The organism is Pseudomonas sp. efr-133-TYG-103a, from assembly GCF_030209235.1.
In the GTDB taxonomy this organism is placed as follows: Bacteria; Pseudomonadota; Gammaproteobacteria; order Pseudomonadales; family Pseudomonadaceae; genus Aquipseudomonas.
The window spans coordinates 18,536-32,887 of sequence record NZ_JARVSK010000025.1 but is presented as its reverse complement, the minus strand read 5'-3'; the positions used below and the strand labels follow the sequence as shown (position 1 = coordinate 32,887).

Sequence of the window (14,352 nt, the reverse complement as noted above, 5' to 3'; positions counted from 1 at the left end):
CAACACACTCAATGCGCTTGAACTGGCCGTCAGCCGTGCGGTGGCAGGGTCGCAATCTTCCCGCTGGTTGCCCTGGGCGCTGGCGCTTGCGGTCGGCGCCAGTGCTGGCAACAGTTATGCTGAAAGTGTGCCTGCGGTCATTCATATCCAGGCGCAACCGTTGGGCGCGGCATTGAGTCAACTGGGACAGCAGACGTCTTTGCAATTGTTCTTCAGCCCTGATCTTGTCGCCGGAAAACAGGCACCAGCGGTCGATGGCAATCTGTCGCCCGAGCAGGCGTTGCGCTCACTGCTCAAAGGCAGCGGCCTGGACTACGAAATCTCCGACGACACCGTTGTGCTCAAACCTCAGGGGGCAAGCGCCTCGGCCACACCCGGCAATCTCGAAATTGCCCCCATGGAAGTGAACGTCGTCGGCGACTGGCTGGGCGACGCGGATGAGGCCGTGGTGCAGAACCACCCGGGGGCGCGAACCGTGGTGCGTCGCCAGGCGATGGTCGAGCAGGGCGCGCAGAACGTTGGTGACGTGCTGCGGCGTATCCCGGGTGTGCAAGTGCAGGAATCCAACGGCACCGGGGGCAGCGATATTTCCCTCAACGTCGGCGTCCGCGGGCTGACGTCGCGCCTTTCGCCGCGTTCGACTGTGTTGATCGATGGCGTGCCAGCGGCATTTGCGCCCTATGGTCAGCCACAGCTGTCGATGGCGCCGATTTCGTCGGGCAACCTGGACAGCATCGACGTCGTGCGCGGCGCGGGCTCTGTGCGGTACGGACCGCAGAACGTCGGCGGCGTCATCAACTTCGTCACCCGGGCGATCCCGGAAAAGCTCAGCGGCGACCTCAGCAGCACCATCGAGACCAGTCGTCACGGCGGCTACAAGAACATGGAAACCCTGTTTCTGGGCGGCACCGCGGACAACGGCCTGGGCGCGGCGCTGCTGTATTCCACGGTTAACGGGTCGGGCTATCGTTCGAGCAACAATGACAACGACATCGACGATGTGCTGCTCAAGACGCACTGGGCTCTGACCGAAGATGACGATCTGTCGGTGAATTTTCATTATTACGACGCCAAGGCCGACATGCCGGGCGGTTTGACCCAGGCGCAATACGACGCCAATCCCTATCAGTCCGATCGCGACTACGACAACTTCAGCGGCCGGCGCAAGGACGTTTCGATCAAGTACAAGCGCCAGATCGACGAGTCGACCCAGGCTGAAGTCCTGACCTATTACACCGACAGTTTTCGCGGCAGCAACATCGCGGCCCGTGATCAGCGCACGCTGGGTTCGTTCCCGCGCAGCTATCACACTTTCGGTATCGAGCCGAGGGTTTCCCACGTACTGGACCTCGGGCCGACCACGCAGGAAGTCAGCGTGGGTGCGCGTTATCTGAAGGAAGCCATGCACGAGCAGGCGTCGCGACTGGGGCTGGTGAACAACACGCCCGTGGCGATTCCCGGATCAGACGGCCATGTCTATCAGGACCGCACCGGTGGAACCGAGGCGACGGCCTTGTACATCGATGACAAGATCGACATCGGCAAATGGACGGTCACGCCCGGCATTCGCTTCGAGCGCATCAGCACCGACTGGCATGATCGGCCGGTGCCCGGCACCAACGGCGTGCGGGTGCTGGAGAAAGATCGCAGCGTCAACAACAACGAGCCCTTGCCTGCGCTGAGCGTGATGTATCACCTCTCGGATGAGTGGAAACTGTTCGCGAACTACGAGACCTCGTTCGGCAGCCTGCAGTATTTCCAGGTGGCGCAAGGCGGCATCGGCAACGACACGGCCAACGGCCTGCAGCCGGAAAAGGCCAAGACCTATGAGCTTGGTACCCGTTACGACAACAGCACGTGGGGCGCAGAGCTGACGGCGTTCTTCCTCGACTTCGACGACGAACTGCAGTACATCAGCAACGACGTGGGCTGGACCAACCTGGGCGCTACCAGGCATCTGGGCATCGAGGCGTCGGCCCACTACGACCTGAGCGACCTGAATGCGCGCCTGCAGGGCCTGACCGCCAACGCCGGCTTCACCTATACGCGCGCCACGTACGAGGGCGATATTCCGGGTTTCAAGGGGCGTGACCTGCCGTTTTATTCGCGTCAGGTCGCGACGGTCGGGCTGCGCTACGAAGTCGATCGCTGGACCTACAACGTCGACGGCTACGCGCAATCCAGACAACGCGCGCCTGGCACCGGCACCAATGCGGACGGCAGCTTCAACGGCAACTACATCACCGAGCCCTCAGCTGACGGTCAGTACGGCAACATTCCCGGTTACGTCACCTGGAACCTGCGCGGCGCGTATGACTTTGGCAAGCAACTGTCGAACCTGAAACTCGCCGCCGGCGTGAAAAACGTCTTCGACCACCAGTATTTCACCCGCTCCAGCGACAACAATGCCGGCATCTACCTGGGCCAGCCACGCACGTTCTTCGTGCAGGCGAGCGTCGGGTTTTGACCCTCGTCACATGCAGTGACCAGAGCGCCTTCGGGCGCTCTTTTTTTTGCCGCAGCAGTGAGCTTGATCACCCGCCGTTAACGGGCGTTGGGGTGGCGGCCGGGGCGTGCAGTGGCATCTGCGCAGCTGCACGGTCACGGCACGTCAATGTCCAGCCGCTTCAGCCGCGAGGCCAGTGTCGTGGGTTTGACCCCCAGCAATTCTGCCGCGCCGCCTTTTCCGAACAGCTTGCCCTGCGCCGCCTTGAGCGCTGCGTGCATGTTGTTGCGCTCCAGGTCGCGCATCTGGTTTTCGGTGAGAAAGCCCTGTTCGGGCAGTGTCCCTTTGGAAAGGTTATCCGGGGTTTTCGGCTCATCCGGCAGGTCCAGGTTCAGGTCCGCGCCGGTTGAGGTGATCAGCGCGCGCTCGATCACGTTCTGCAACTCACGAATATTGCCGGGCCAGGAGTAGTTCTGCAGCCGTTCGATATCGCTGTTGCGCAGGCGCCGGCCTGGCATGTTCAGACGTTTGCCGACCTGCTTGAGGAAGTGCGCGGCCAGCGGCGCGATGTCCATCGGGCGGTCACGCAGGGCCGGTGACTGGATCGGAAACACGTTGAGGCGGAAGTACAGATCCTCGCGAAAATGTTTCGCCGCGACTTCCTGGCGCAGATCGCGGTTGGTGGCGGCGATGATCCGCACATCCACCTTGCGCGTGCGCTCCTCGCCGACGCGTTCGAACTGACCTTCCTGCAGGACCCGCAGCAGCTTGCTTTGCAGCTCCAGCGGAATTTCACCGATCTCATCGAGAAACAGCGTGCCGCCGTCGGCGAGTTCGAAACGGCCGACCCGGTCGCGCACCGCGCCGGTAAAGGCCCCGCGGATATGCCCGAAGAATTCGCTCTCGAACAACTCGGTCGGAATTGCCGCGCAGTTCACCCGGATCAGCGGATGCGCGCTGCGCCGACTGGCCTGATGTATCGCCCGGGCGATCAGCTCCTTGCCGGTACCGGACTCACCGTTGATCAGCACGCTGGCATCGGTGGGCGCGACCACATCGATCTGTTTGATGATCTTCAGGATTGGCGCACTCTGACCGACGATTTCGCGGAAATTGTGCTCGATGTGGATTTCTTCCTGCAGGTAGGCGTTCTGCTCTTCGAGCCGGTGCTTGAGCACCTTCAGCTCTTCCAGCGCGGTCTGCAACTGGCTCTCGGTGGTGCGCCGCTCAGTGATGTCGCGAAACACCACGACGGCCCCGGCGATGCGCCCGTCGGAGATCACCGGCGTGCTGGTGAATTCCACCGGAAAGCAGCTGCCGTCGCGCCGCCAGAACACTTCCTGGCGGCCTTCATGCACCACGCCGTCATGCACCGCCTTGTAGATCGGGCATTCCTCGACCGGGTAATGGCTGCCGTCCTCATGGCTGTGATGATGGATGCGGTGGATGTTCTTGCCGAGCATGTCTTTGGGCGCCCAGCCGAGCATGCGCGCGCCGGCCGGGTTGACGAAGGTGGCCAGGCCATCGCTGTCGATCGCATAGATGCCATCACCCACGGAGCTGAGCAGTAGTTGGTTGTCGCGCTCCGATTCCTGAAACAGATTGAGAATGTTGCGCCACTCGATCAGCCCGCCGCGCATGGTGCGTTCGGTGTGCGCCTGATCCTGCTGATACTTCTGCTGACTGGCCTCGCGCATCACCAGGATCAGTTGCGGGCTGCCTTTGATCTGCAGCGTGGTGGCCGACATTTCCAGCTCGATGCGCTCGCCGGTCTTGATGTTGCAACTCAAATCGTCGGTCCAGCCCCGGCCTTTGTCCATCACGGCCTGGGTGAAGACGATGAGATCCGCCAGTTGGTGACCGAACAGCTTGCTCACCGGCAGCGCCAGCAATTCCTGGCGTGGATAGCCCAACAGCTTGCAGGCGGCGATGTTGAGATCGCCGAAATGGTCGGAGAACGGGTCGAGGAGGGCGATGGCCTCGGCGCAGTGCTCGAAGACCATGTGCCGCGACGAATAAGCGAGGTCGGCCCAGCCGATCAGCGAATCGGGCTCGTTCATGACGAAATCTCGTGATTTGCGATTACGAATAATCGTATTTCTACGGGAATGCGTAATTTCCTGAAAGCATCAGAAATGCCCCGGAATACCGGATCAGATGGCGATTTCGAGGAATATCAGTCGGTTACGCCTGCGCTGCACATTCTTTTATTTTCTGGCACGGCGTTCGCTCTGGTCTCTGTGTCACCCGGTGATCGACCCAGACACCGAAAACACCTGAACCAACGGAGCGACGACATGCCAAGCGTAGACATCAACCACTATCAAGATGGCGACTTTCTGGTCAATTACGAAGAGAAGGTCTTCGAGGATGTCAAAGCCGAGCCGGGCGAAAAAGCCCTGCTGACCTTCCACACCATCGCGTTCGAAGGGTCGATTGGCCTGGTCAACATGCTTCAGGCCAAGCGCCTGCTGCGCAAGGGTTTCGAAACCAAAGTGCTGCTCTACGGACCTGGCGTGCAACTGGGTGTGCAACGTGGCTTCCCGACGCTGGGTGCCGAAGCGTTCCCGGGCCATCTGGCCGTGAACAACCAGATCAAGGCGTTCATGGCCGAAGGCGGCGAAGTCTACGCCTGCCGCTTTGCCTTGCAGGCGCTGTACGGCCAGACCGAAAAAGCCCTGATCGAAGGCATTCGTCCGATCAACCCGCTGGACGTCATGGACCTGCGTCTGCTGATGCGCCGCGAGGGGGCAATGATCATCGATACCTGGACGGCCTGACTTCCCGGTGATCGTTCCCATGCTCTGCGTGGGAACGGGTCTCTGGACGCTCCGCGTCCTCTGAGTCGGCGCGGAGCGCCTGCAACGGCGTTCCCACGGGGACCGTGGGAACGATCAAGGAATTGATTCCCGAATCGCTGCAAATCCCGGTGGAAGCGAGCGTGCTCGCGAAGAGGTCCGCCACCGCGCTGAACGAAGTGGCCTCCAGCACTTTTAACGAAACAACAGGACAACCCCATGACCACCATCCGCGCCGCCGCCGTTCAGTTCAGCCCCGTGCTTTACTCTCGCCAAGCCACTGTCGACAAACTGTGCAGCACGTTGCTGGCGCTGGGGCGCGAGGGTGTGCAGTTCGCGGTATTCCCGGAAACCGTGGTGCCGTACTACCCCTATTTCTCCTTCGTTCAGCCGCCATTCGCGATGGGCAAGGAACACCTGCAACTGCTGGAACAATCGGTCACCGTGCCTTCCGATGTCACCCGCCAGATCGGCGAGGCGTGCCGGGAAGCGGGCATCGTCGCGTCGATCGGTGTGAACGAGCGCGAAGGCGGCACGATTTATAACGCGCAATTGCTGTTCGACGCGGACGGCGCGCTGATTCAACACCGCCGCAAGATCACCCCGACCTATCACGAGCGGATGGTCTGGGGGCAAGGCGACGGCTCCGGCCTGCGCGCCGTCGACAGCGCGGTGGGTCGCATCGGCTCGCTGGCCTGCTGGGAGCATTACAACCCGCTGGCGCGTTATGCCCTGATGGCCGACGGCGAGCAGATTCACGTGGCGATGTTTCCCGGCTCTCTGGTGGGCGACATTTTTGCCGAGCAGATCGAAGTCACCATCCGCCATCACGCACTCGAATCCGGCTGTTTCGTGGTCAACGCCACGGCGTGGCTGGATGCCGATCAACAGGGCCAGATCATGCACGACACGGGCTGTGCGCTGGGGCCGATTTCCGGCGGCTGCTTTAGCGCCATCGTTTCGCCGGAAGGCAGATTGCTCGGCGAGCCCTTGAGAACGGGCGAGGGCTGGGTGATCGCCGACCTGGACCTGAAGTTGATCGACAAACGCAAACGCATGATGGACTCGGTCGGTCATTACAGCCGCCCCGAACTGCTCAGCCTGCTCATCGACCGCACACCCACCGCCAGGCTCCATGAACGCGCGGCCCACCCGATGATCCCTGCACGCGAGGAGCTCGACCATGCAGACCAATGAATTGCTCGCCGAACTGCAATGCCATGGCGTGCGCTGGCCGGCGGCGCAGAACGGCCTTTCCCGGCAGGGCGGCGCTGGCCCCTCGGACCACAAGGCGCTGACCTTCGGCGATCGGACCATGATGGTGCCGATCCTCAATCAGGCCTCGCGGAGCTCGCCGTATCAGGCGCAGCCGAGCGAGGACGGCAGCCTGGCGCTGATCTTCCGCGAAGGTTTGCAGGTGGGGCAGGTGAAGATGCCCGGCGTGCCGAACTTCTATGGGCTGAGCACCGCCGACGGCATTCCCTACTGGAAGATCGCCACCTTGCACAGCGCCGATGTGCTGGCGACCACCGTGCTGCAACACTGCATCCGCTTCAACGATCGCAGCACCTCTTGTCAGTTCTGCGCCATCGGCCAGTCACTGGCGGCGGGCAAGACCATCGCCCGCAAGCGCCCGCAGCAACTGGCCGAAGTGGCGAAGGCGGCCGTGCAGCTCGACGGCGTCAAACACATGGTCATGACCACGGGCACACCGCAGACGCCCGATCGCGGCGCGGCGATCCTGTGTGAATCAGCCGCCGCCGTGACCGCCGCGGTCGACCTGCCGATCCAGGCGCAGTGTGAGCCGCCGGACGATGACATCTGGTTCCAGCGCTTGCAGGACAGCGGCGTGGTGTCGCTGGGCATGCACCTGGAAGCGGTCACCGATGAAGTGCGCCAGCGCATCATGCCGGGCAAGGCGGAGGTGCCGCTGAGCCGCTATTTCGAGGCGTTCGAAGCCGCCGTCAAGGTGTTCGGTCGCGGCCAGGTCAGCACCTACATTCTGGCCGGGCTGGGCGACAGTGAAACGGCGATCACCGAGATGAGCGAGCGCCTCAGCGCGTTGGGCGTTTACCCGTTCGTGGTGCCATTCGTGCCCATCGACGGGACGCCGCTGGCCCATCACCCGAAACCCGACAGCGCGATGATGGCGCGCCTGTACCCGCAGATCGGCGCGAGCCTGCGTCGGCACGGTCTGCACTCGGAAAATATCAACGCGGGCTGTGCCAAATGCGGTGCGTGCTCGGCACTGAAGAATCACGAATAGAACGTCGCCACGCCTGATAACAGGTGAGCCTGATGCGAACGGGTTTATCGGGTTGTTTCCTATCGAAGGCACTGCGCTTTCGCCAGCACGCTCGCTTGCACAGGAACGGGCCCGTACTTGAGACATTTGAATCTGGGAGACGGATCATGCAGAACCTGGCCTTTGCCCTCGTCGACAGCACGTTCGAGCCTTTTCGGGCTGGCGAACTGGTCGTCAAGCCTGCGACCGAAAACTGGGAAAAGCAGGCGTATTTCGCCCTGCGTCGCTCGGTGTTTTCCGATGAGCAACAACTGCTCCCGCAGGACAAGGACAGCCACGATTTCCAGGCCATCGCCATTGTCGCGCTGGCCGGCAGTTGCGGCATGGCCGATCAGGTGGTGGGCGCGGTTCGCATCTACCAGCCCGAACCCGGCCTCTGGTTCGGCGGGCGGCTGTGCGTGGCCCAGCCTTATCGCCGGCACAGCATGATCGGCAAGGCGCTGGTGAATGAGGCGGTGTCGCGGGCCAAAGAGCTTGGTTGTCAGGTGTTCCGCGCAACCGTACAGGCGCCCAACGAAGGGTATTTCCAAGGGCTGCAGTGGCAGACGCTCGACCATCTGCAATTGCTCGGCCAGCCCCACTGCCTGATGCAGGCGGATCTGGCGAGCTATCCGCTGATGCCGCGTCAGGTTTCGCTGCGCGCCTTGAGGGTGCCTCGCCATGGCTGACTCATTGGATTTGACTGCGCTGTTGCAGACGCTGCGCAGCACCCCGGCGATGCTGTCCAAACAGGCAATCCAGCAGCCGGCCGCTGTTCTGGGAGCGACGCCGAAAACCCTTTCACGGGCCGAGCTCTATGCGCTGCCGGGCGACGACACCGCAGCGATTGCCTGCGGCGACCACTTTCAATTGCTGGCGATCGAAGGCATGTTGCCGGGCTTCGTCAAGGCGGCGCCCTGGTTCGCCGGCTGGTCGGCGGTGATGGCCAATGTCAGCGACATCACTGCCATGGGCGGTCGCGCGACAGCGGTGGTGAACGCGTACTGGCACCACGACGACAGCGCAGCGCAGGAGATCCTCGCCGGGATCCGCGCGGCGTGCCAAGCCTACGGCCTGATGCTTGCCGGCGGCCACACCAGCCTTGCGCACGGCAATCCCACGGCGCTGGCGGTGGCGATCACCGGTGTCGCCAGCAAGCTGCTCTCGACCTTTCATGTCAGGCCCGGTCAGGTCATCGCCATGGCGGTGGATCTCGAAGGCTATTGGCATGCCGACAGCACGTACTGGAAAGCCTTCGAAGGCGTTCCCGCCGAGCGCCTGCGCAGCAAGCTCGAAGTACTGCCGCGCCTGGCAGAAGCACAACTGCTGCAGGCGGCCAAGGACATCAGCAACGCCGGCGTGCTCGGCAGCCTGCTAATGCTGCTGGAAACCACCGGCTGCGGCGGCGATATCGACCTGCTGCAGTTGCCCTGCCCGTCGGACGCCGGCGCGGATTTCGACTGGGCGCGCTGGCTGCAGGTGTTTCCCAGCTACGGCTTTCTCATGACGCTGGATGAGGCCGACTGGCCGAACGTGCAGGCCGCGTTCGCCTTCGAAGGGCTGCGCTGCGAGCGCATCGGTCATGTCACCGACACGGCCGAGCTCAGCGTTCAGCATGGCCTGCAGCGCCGTACGTTCTGGGACCTCAAGCAACAGCCGTTCACCGGATTCGGCTACGCCGACCTCGACCTCTCACCCTTGTCCGCTACCCAGGAGCACTGACATGCCCGCCGTCAATTTCAAGATTCGCTGGCCCAACGGCAAAGAAGCCGCCTGCTACTCGCCATCGACTGTGATCTACGAACACTTGCAGGAAGGCGCCAGTTACCCGCTGGCCGACTTTCTCGCCCGAATCGAAGGCGGCCTGAACAACGCCTCCGAGCGGGTGAAACAGGTCAAGGGGTTCTACTGCAGTTCGGCAATGGACACCCTCAGCATGCTCAAAGGGCAGGCTCATTATCAGGAAGACGGGCCAGTGCAGATCCTGAGCATGCGCACCGAAGGCGGCGGCCGGGTGACCGGTGCTGGCTGGAGTTCTTTTTAGTCTGCTTTTCAACCGGCTTTTCGATCTGAACCGGGCCTTGTGCGTACAGACGCTTTCTTCAGCCTGCGCATGAAGCCCTCGCCATTCCATCGATGTTTGCCCTACACAGTGCACCTCCCGGAGACCCCGACCATGCCCAGCTCAATCACTCCCCTCAAAATTCCTCACCACAGTGTGATCATCGTTGGTGGCGGGCAGGCCGGGTTGTCCGCCAGCTACTACCTGCAGCAGCAGGGCGTGGACCATCTGGTACTGGAAAAACACAGCCTGACCCACACCTGGCGCAATCAGCGCTGGGATGCATTCAGTCTGGTGACGCCCAACTGGCAGTGTGCGCTGCCGGGGTATCGCTACAGCGAGGAGCATGGTGGCAAGGACCCTCACGGGTTCATGAAGAAGGACGAAATCAACGACTACCTCGCCGGCTTCGTCAACGCCGTCAACGCGCCGGTGCGAGAAGGCGTTGCCGTCAAGCGGGTGGTGCCGCGGGCGGCGGGTGGTTTCGAGGTGCACACGTCTCAGGGCGAATTCACAGCCGATCAGGTGATCTGCGCTTCCGGCGGCTATCACACGCCAATCATTCCGCGTCTGGCCGAGCGGCTCCCCGTCGGCATCACGCAGATTCATTCCGAGCAGTACCGCAACCCGCAGGCTTTGCCAGAGGGCAACGTTCTGGTGGTGGGGTCGGGGCAGTCGGGGGCGCAGATCGCCGAGGATCTGCACCTGGCCGGGCGCAAGGTGTACCTGGCCGTTGGCGACGCCCCGCGCTGCGCGCGCTTCTACCGTGGCAAGGATGTGGTCGACTGGCTGGCGCAGATGGGCTACTACCAGATCGGCGTCGACACCCATCCGTTGCGCGAAGGCGTGCGCGACAACACCAACCATTATGTCACCGGGCGTGATGGTGGCCGCGATATCGATCTGCGCAAGTTCGCCCTGGAAGGCATGGAGTTGTTCGGCCGATTGAATGATCTGCACGGCGAGACATTGCAGTTCTCGGGCAACCTGCGCGAGAGCCTGGACAGCGCCGATGCCGTCTATAACCGGATCAACGGCTCCATCGACAAATACATCGCCGAGCAAGGCATCGACGCGCCGGAAGGCGGGCGCTATGAGCCGGTGTGGACACCTGAGCAGGAACGCCACACCTTGAATCTGGCCGAGCAGGGCATCACCAGCATCATCTGGTGCATCGGCTTCACGCCGGATTTCACCTGGGTCGAGGCGCCGGTGTTCAATGGCCGTGGTCATCCGGGCCATGTGCGCGGCGTGACCACGCAGCCGGGTCTGTATTTCCTCGGGCTGCCGTGGCTGTACACCTGGGGATCGGGGCGTTTCTCAGGCGTGGCGCGGGATGCGGAGTACGTGGTCGAGCACATCGTCGGCGCGGTTGAAGAGCGTAAGGTCGCCAATCGCTGAGTGCTGTCGGCGGCATGGACGCGGGGCGTCCTGTTATCGGCAGGGCGCCGTCTGCAATTCCTGAATTTCGCCGAGCTATCGGCGGTCAAGGATAGGCCGCCCTGAGTGCGCGAACCGCCGCTCATCTGCCAGTGCCCGGTTGCACCCTTGACGATCATTTGTAACGGGACAATACTTCGCGCAGATTCATATAGATGACTAGATAAATACAAGAGCGAAGCGCCTCCATGAACCGTCTTTCGAGTGATGTCCGCCTGCCGCTTTACCAACGCCTGCGCGATCAACTGGCTGAGCAGATCGCCAACAACCGCTGGCGCCCGGGTGAAGCCATCCCCACTGAAGCTGCCTTGTCCAGCGAATATTGCCTGTCCACCGGCACTGTGCGCAAAGCCATCGACATGCTGGTCAACGAGCATATCCTGGAGCGCCAACAGGGCCGAGGCACTTTCATTCGTCGGCCGCAGTTTCAATCTTCACTGTTTCGCTTCTTCCGCTTTCAGGGGCTGGCCGGTGAGCGTCAGGTGCCGGAAAGCCGCATTCTGTCCATCGAGCCGATGAGCGCGCCGTCTGCAGTTTCTCAGGCCCTCGGCCTGTCGCTGGACGCCCCGGTGATTCGCATGATCCGCCTGCGTCTGCTCGATGCGCAACCGGTATTGGCTGAAGAAATCTGGTTGCCGCAAGTGCAGTTCCAGACATTGCTGGAAACCGATCTGAGTCAGCACGGCCCGCTGCTCTATCCCATCTACGAAGAACTCTGCGGTCAGGTCGTGGCCTACGCCGAAGAGAGCCTCACCGCCGAGGCCGTCAATGATGTGCACGGGCGCCTGTTGCAGGTGCCGGCCGGCAGCCCGGTGGTGGTGATCGAGCGTCTGGCTCGCAATTACGCCGGTCAGCCTCTGGAATGGCGCCGCTCTCGCGGGCACGCCAGCCATTTTCGTTACAGCGTCGATATCAGATAGCCCGACATACCCTTTACCGTCGACCGCCGACCCGTGGGAGTGAGCCAGCTCAATCCCGCAGGGCAGCGAGCGGCCCATGCTTTCAAGCCAACCTGCCACCCAGAGCAGGCTCCACAACAACTGCCGCCTCACAACGTATAAGGACAAGAACCATGTTCAACTGGTATCGCCAAGTCACTCCTCGGGAGCGCAAGACGTTCTGGGCCTGTTTCGGCGGATGGTCGCTGGACGCCCTCGAAGTTCAAATGTTCGGCCTCGCGATCCCCGCGCTGATCGCCGCGTTCGCCCTGAGCAAAGGCGATGCGGGACTGATCAGCGGCGTGACGCTGATCACCTCGGCGCTGGGCGGCTGGGTCGGCGGCACGCTGTCGGACCGTTACGGCCGCGTGCGCACCCTGCAGTGGATGATCCTCTGGTTCTCGTTCTTCACTTTTCTCTCGGCGTTCGTCACCGGCTTCCATTCTCTGTTGATCGTCAAGGCGCTGCAGGGCTTCGGCATCGGCGGCGAGTGGGCAGCGGGCGCGGTGCTGATGGCGGAAACCATCAACCCCAAATACCGCGGCAAGGTCATGGGCACCGTGCAAAGCGCCTGGGCCGTGGGCTGGGGCCTGGCGGTGGGCGTGTTCACGCTGATCTACTCGTTCGTGCCGCAAGACATGGCCTGGCGAGTGATGTTCCTGGTCGGTCTGCTGCCTTCGCTGCTGATCATCTGGGTGCGTCGCAATGTCGAGGAGCCGGACAGCTTCCAGCGCCTGCAGAAAACCAATGCGATTCCGCAAAGCTTCTTCAAATCGCTGGCGGGCATTTTCCGCCCTGAGCTGCTGCGCGTCACGCTGCTCGGCGGCCTGTTGGGACTGGGCGCACACGGCGGTTATCACGCGGTGATGACCTGGCTGCCCACGTTCCTCAAGACCGAACGCAACCTGTCGGTGCTCAACTCCGGCGGGTACCTGGCCGTCATCATTTTCGCGTTCTGGTGCGGTTGCGTGGCCAGCGGCTTTTTGATCGACCGCATCGGCCGCCGCATGAACATCGTGCTGTTTGCCCTGTGCTGCGTGATCACCGTGCAGTGCTACGTGTTCCTGCCGTTGACCAACACCCAGATGCTGTTCCTGGGCTTCCCGCTGGGCTTCTTTGCCGCCGGCATTCCGGCCAGCCTCGGCGCGCTGTTCAACGAACTGTACCCGGCCGACGTGCGCGGTGCCGGGGTGGGCTTCTGCTACAACTTCGGTCGCGTGCTGTCCTCGGTGTTCCCGTTTCTGGTCGGGCACATGAGTGAATCGATGTCGCTGGGCTCCGCCATCGGCATCGATGCAGGCATCGCTTACGGGGTGGCCGTGATCGCCGCCCTGTGCCTGCCGGAAACCCGTGGCCGCAGCCTGGAAGACAGCGCCGCTGCCGCACAGGATTCGACCGGTCGCAAAGAGGCCGCCAGCGCCTGATGTTCCTTCCTGCGCGGCGGCCTGAGGCTTGCTTCAGGACGCCGCGCGATTTTCGATAGATGAGACCCATGTCCGAGACTTTTCCCTCGTCGATACTTGGCATCGACGGCCACGCACACGTATTCAGCAGGGAGCTGGATCTGACATCGGCAAGACGCTATTCACCCGACTACGACGCCACGCTGGCGATGTATCAAGGCAACCTGCGCACCCATGGCCTGAGCCACGGCGTGCTGGTTCAGCCCAGTTTTCTCGGCACTGACAACCGCTACTTGCTCGACGCCCTGCACCAGGCCCCTGAACAGTTGCGCGGCGTGGTGGTGGTCGATCGCAGCGCAGACCGCGCCACGCTGCAGGAGATGGACCACCTGGGCGTGGTCGGCATTCGTCTGAACCTGATGGGCAAGGCGCTGCCGGACTTTTCCGATCCGCAGTGGAAAACCCTGTTCGGCCACATCGCCGAGCTGGACTGGCATGTCGAGCTGCATCGCCATGTCGCGGACCTGCCGGGGTTGGTCCGCGCGCTGATGCCGTTCGGGGTGAAGATCGTGGTCGACCATTTCGGCCGGCCGGACGCTCGTCTGGGCCTGGACCAGCCTGGCTTTCGGGAACTGCTCGAACTGGCGCTGGGCGGTCAGCTGTGGATGAAGGTGTCGGGCATTTATCGCCTTGAAGGCGACGAGCGACAGAACCTGAGCTTCGCCCGCGAAGCCTTGCCGCTGCTGGTGCAGAGCTTTGGCCCGCAGCGCATGGTGTGGGGCAGCGACTGGCCGCACACCCAGCATGAAGGCACGGTGAGTTACCGGACGGTGACGGAGCAGTTGCAAGCGCTGGAATGCTCGCCTCAGGTGATGCGTTCGCTGCTCATCGAGGCACCGCAGGTGCTGTTCGATTTCGCCCCGGTCGAGGCCTGATCAGGCGGTAATGCGCGGGGCAGGCGTCGGGCCGATCGGGGGCGCA

The 14,352-nt window shown here is 62.7% G+C and carries 12 protein-coding genes; 11 read left to right on the top strand and 1 reads right to left on the bottom strand.

Annotation, left to right across the window (positions count from 1 at the left end):
* Window positions 1-40: 40 nt before the first annotated feature.
* Window positions 41-2,467 (top strand): TonB-dependent receptor, encoded by a 2,427-nt coding sequence (locus QRN36_RS19915; RefSeq protein ID WP_285425806.1) that lies wholly within the window; start codon window positions 41-43, stop codon window positions 2,465-2,467.
* Window positions 2,468-2,601: 134 nt separating this feature from the next.
* On the opposite strand, the gene QRN36_RS19910 is transcribed toward QRN36_RS19915, so the two are convergent.
* Complete coding sequence (locus QRN36_RS19910; protein ID WP_285425646.1) at window positions 2,602-4,506, bottom strand: sigma 54-interacting transcriptional regulator; 1,905 nt, start codon at window positions 4,504-4,506, stop codon at window positions 2,602-2,604.
* Window positions 4,507-4,743: 237 nt separating this feature from the next.
* Between QRN36_RS19910 and QRN36_RS19905 the strand changes: the two genes are divergently transcribed.
* The 10 genes from QRN36_RS19905 (at window position 4,744) to QRN36_RS19860 (ending at window position 14,306) form a co-directional block, all read left to right on the top strand.
* The gene (locus tag QRN36_RS19905) at window positions 4,744-5,226 is read left to right on the top strand and encodes an MSMEG_0572/Sll0783 family nitrogen starvation response protein (protein ID WP_062387355.1); all 483 of its coding nucleotides are present in this window, start codon (window positions 4,744-4,746) and stop codon (window positions 5,224-5,226) included.
* A 237-nt stretch (window positions 5,227-5,463) separates the two neighbouring features.
* Complete coding sequence (locus QRN36_RS19900) at window positions 5,464-6,441, top strand: Nit6803 family nitrilase (protein ID WP_285425644.1); 978 nt, start codon at window positions 5,464-5,466, stop codon at window positions 6,439-6,441.
* Window positions 6,428-7,510, top strand: a complete 1,083-nt coding sequence (locus tag QRN36_RS19895) for an MSMEG_0568 family radical SAM protein (protein ID WP_285425643.1) — start codon at window positions 6,428-6,430, stop codon at window positions 7,508-7,510. Before QRN36_RS19900 ends, QRN36_RS19895 begins: the two co-directional genes overlap by 14 nt.
* 146 nt (window positions 7,511-7,656) lie before the next feature.
* A complete protein-coding gene (locus QRN36_RS19890; protein WP_285425642.1) occupies window positions 7,657-8,217 on the top strand; it encodes an MSMEG_0567/Sll0786 family nitrogen starvation N-acetyltransferase in 561 nt (186 codons plus the stop codon).
* On the top strand, window positions 8,210-9,250 hold the full coding sequence (locus QRN36_RS19885) for a sll0787 family AIR synthase-like protein (RefSeq protein ID WP_285425641.1): 1,041 nt from the start codon (window positions 8,210-8,212) through the stop codon (window positions 9,248-9,250). Before QRN36_RS19890 ends, QRN36_RS19885 begins: the two co-directional genes overlap by 8 nt.
* A gap of 1 nt (window position 9,251) precedes the next feature.
* Window positions 9,252-9,572: an MSMEG_0570 family nitrogen starvation response protein gene (locus QRN36_RS19880; RefSeq protein ID WP_285425640.1), complete on the top strand. Its 321-nt coding sequence runs from the start codon at window positions 9,252-9,254 to the stop codon at window positions 9,570-9,572.
* 132 nt (window positions 9,573-9,704) lie between these two features.
* On the top strand, window positions 9,705-10,991 hold the full coding sequence (locus QRN36_RS19875) for an MSMEG_0569 family flavin-dependent oxidoreductase (RefSeq protein WP_285425639.1): 1,287 nt from the start codon (window positions 9,705-9,707) through the stop codon (window positions 10,989-10,991).
* A 227-nt stretch (window positions 10,992-11,218) separates the two neighbouring features.
* A complete protein-coding gene (locus tag QRN36_RS19870; protein WP_285425637.1) occupies window positions 11,219-11,950 on the top strand; it encodes a GntR family transcriptional regulator in 732 nt (243 codons plus the stop codon).
* Between the two features lie 152 nt (window positions 11,951-12,102).
* Window positions 12,103-13,392, top strand: a complete 1,290-nt coding sequence (locus tag QRN36_RS19865; RefSeq protein WP_285425636.1) for an MFS transporter — start codon at window positions 12,103-12,105, stop codon at window positions 13,390-13,392.
* 68 nt (window positions 13,393-13,460) lie between these two features.
* Entirely contained in the window at window positions 13,461-14,306 is an 846-nt protein-coding gene (locus tag QRN36_RS19860) for an amidohydrolase (protein WP_285425635.1), read from the top strand.
* The last annotated feature ends 46 nt before the right edge of the window (window positions 14,307-14,352 follow it).

Coding starts and splice junctions, on each gene's coding strand:
- QRN36_RS19910 (WP_285425646.1), bottom strand. CDS start 4,506: ATGAACGAGCCCGATTCGCTGATCGGCTGGGCCGACCTCGCTTATTCG.
- QRN36_RS19905 (WP_062387355.1), top strand. CDS start 4,744: ATGCCAAGCGTAGACATCAACCACTATCAAGATGGCGACTTTCTGGTC.
- QRN36_RS19900 (WP_285425644.1), top strand. CDS start 5,464: ATGACCACCATCCGCGCCGCCGCCGTTCAGTTCAGCCCCGTGCTTTAC.
- QRN36_RS19895 (WP_285425643.1), top strand. CDS start 6,428: ATGCAGACCAATGAATTGCTCGCCGAACTGCAATGCCATGGCGTGCGC.
- QRN36_RS19890 (WP_285425642.1), top strand. CDS start 7,657: ATGCAGAACCTGGCCTTTGCCCTCGTCGACAGCACGTTCGAGCCTTTT.
- QRN36_RS19885 (WP_285425641.1), top strand. CDS start 8,210: ATGGCTGACTCATTGGATTTGACTGCGCTGTTGCAGACGCTGCGCAGC.
- QRN36_RS19880 (WP_285425640.1), top strand. CDS start 9,252: ATGCCCGCCGTCAATTTCAAGATTCGCTGGCCCAACGGCAAAGAAGCC.
- QRN36_RS19875 (WP_285425639.1), top strand. CDS start 9,705: ATGCCCAGCTCAATCACTCCCCTCAAAATTCCTCACCACAGTGTGATC.
- QRN36_RS19870 (WP_285425637.1), top strand. CDS start 11,219: ATGAACCGTCTTTCGAGTGATGTCCGCCTGCCGCTTTACCAACGCCTG.
- QRN36_RS19865 (WP_285425636.1), top strand. CDS start 12,103: ATGTTCAACTGGTATCGCCAAGTCACTCCTCGGGAGCGCAAGACGTTC.
- QRN36_RS19860 (WP_285425635.1), top strand. CDS start 13,461: ATGTCCGAGACTTTTCCCTCGTCGATACTTGGCATCGACGGCCACGCA.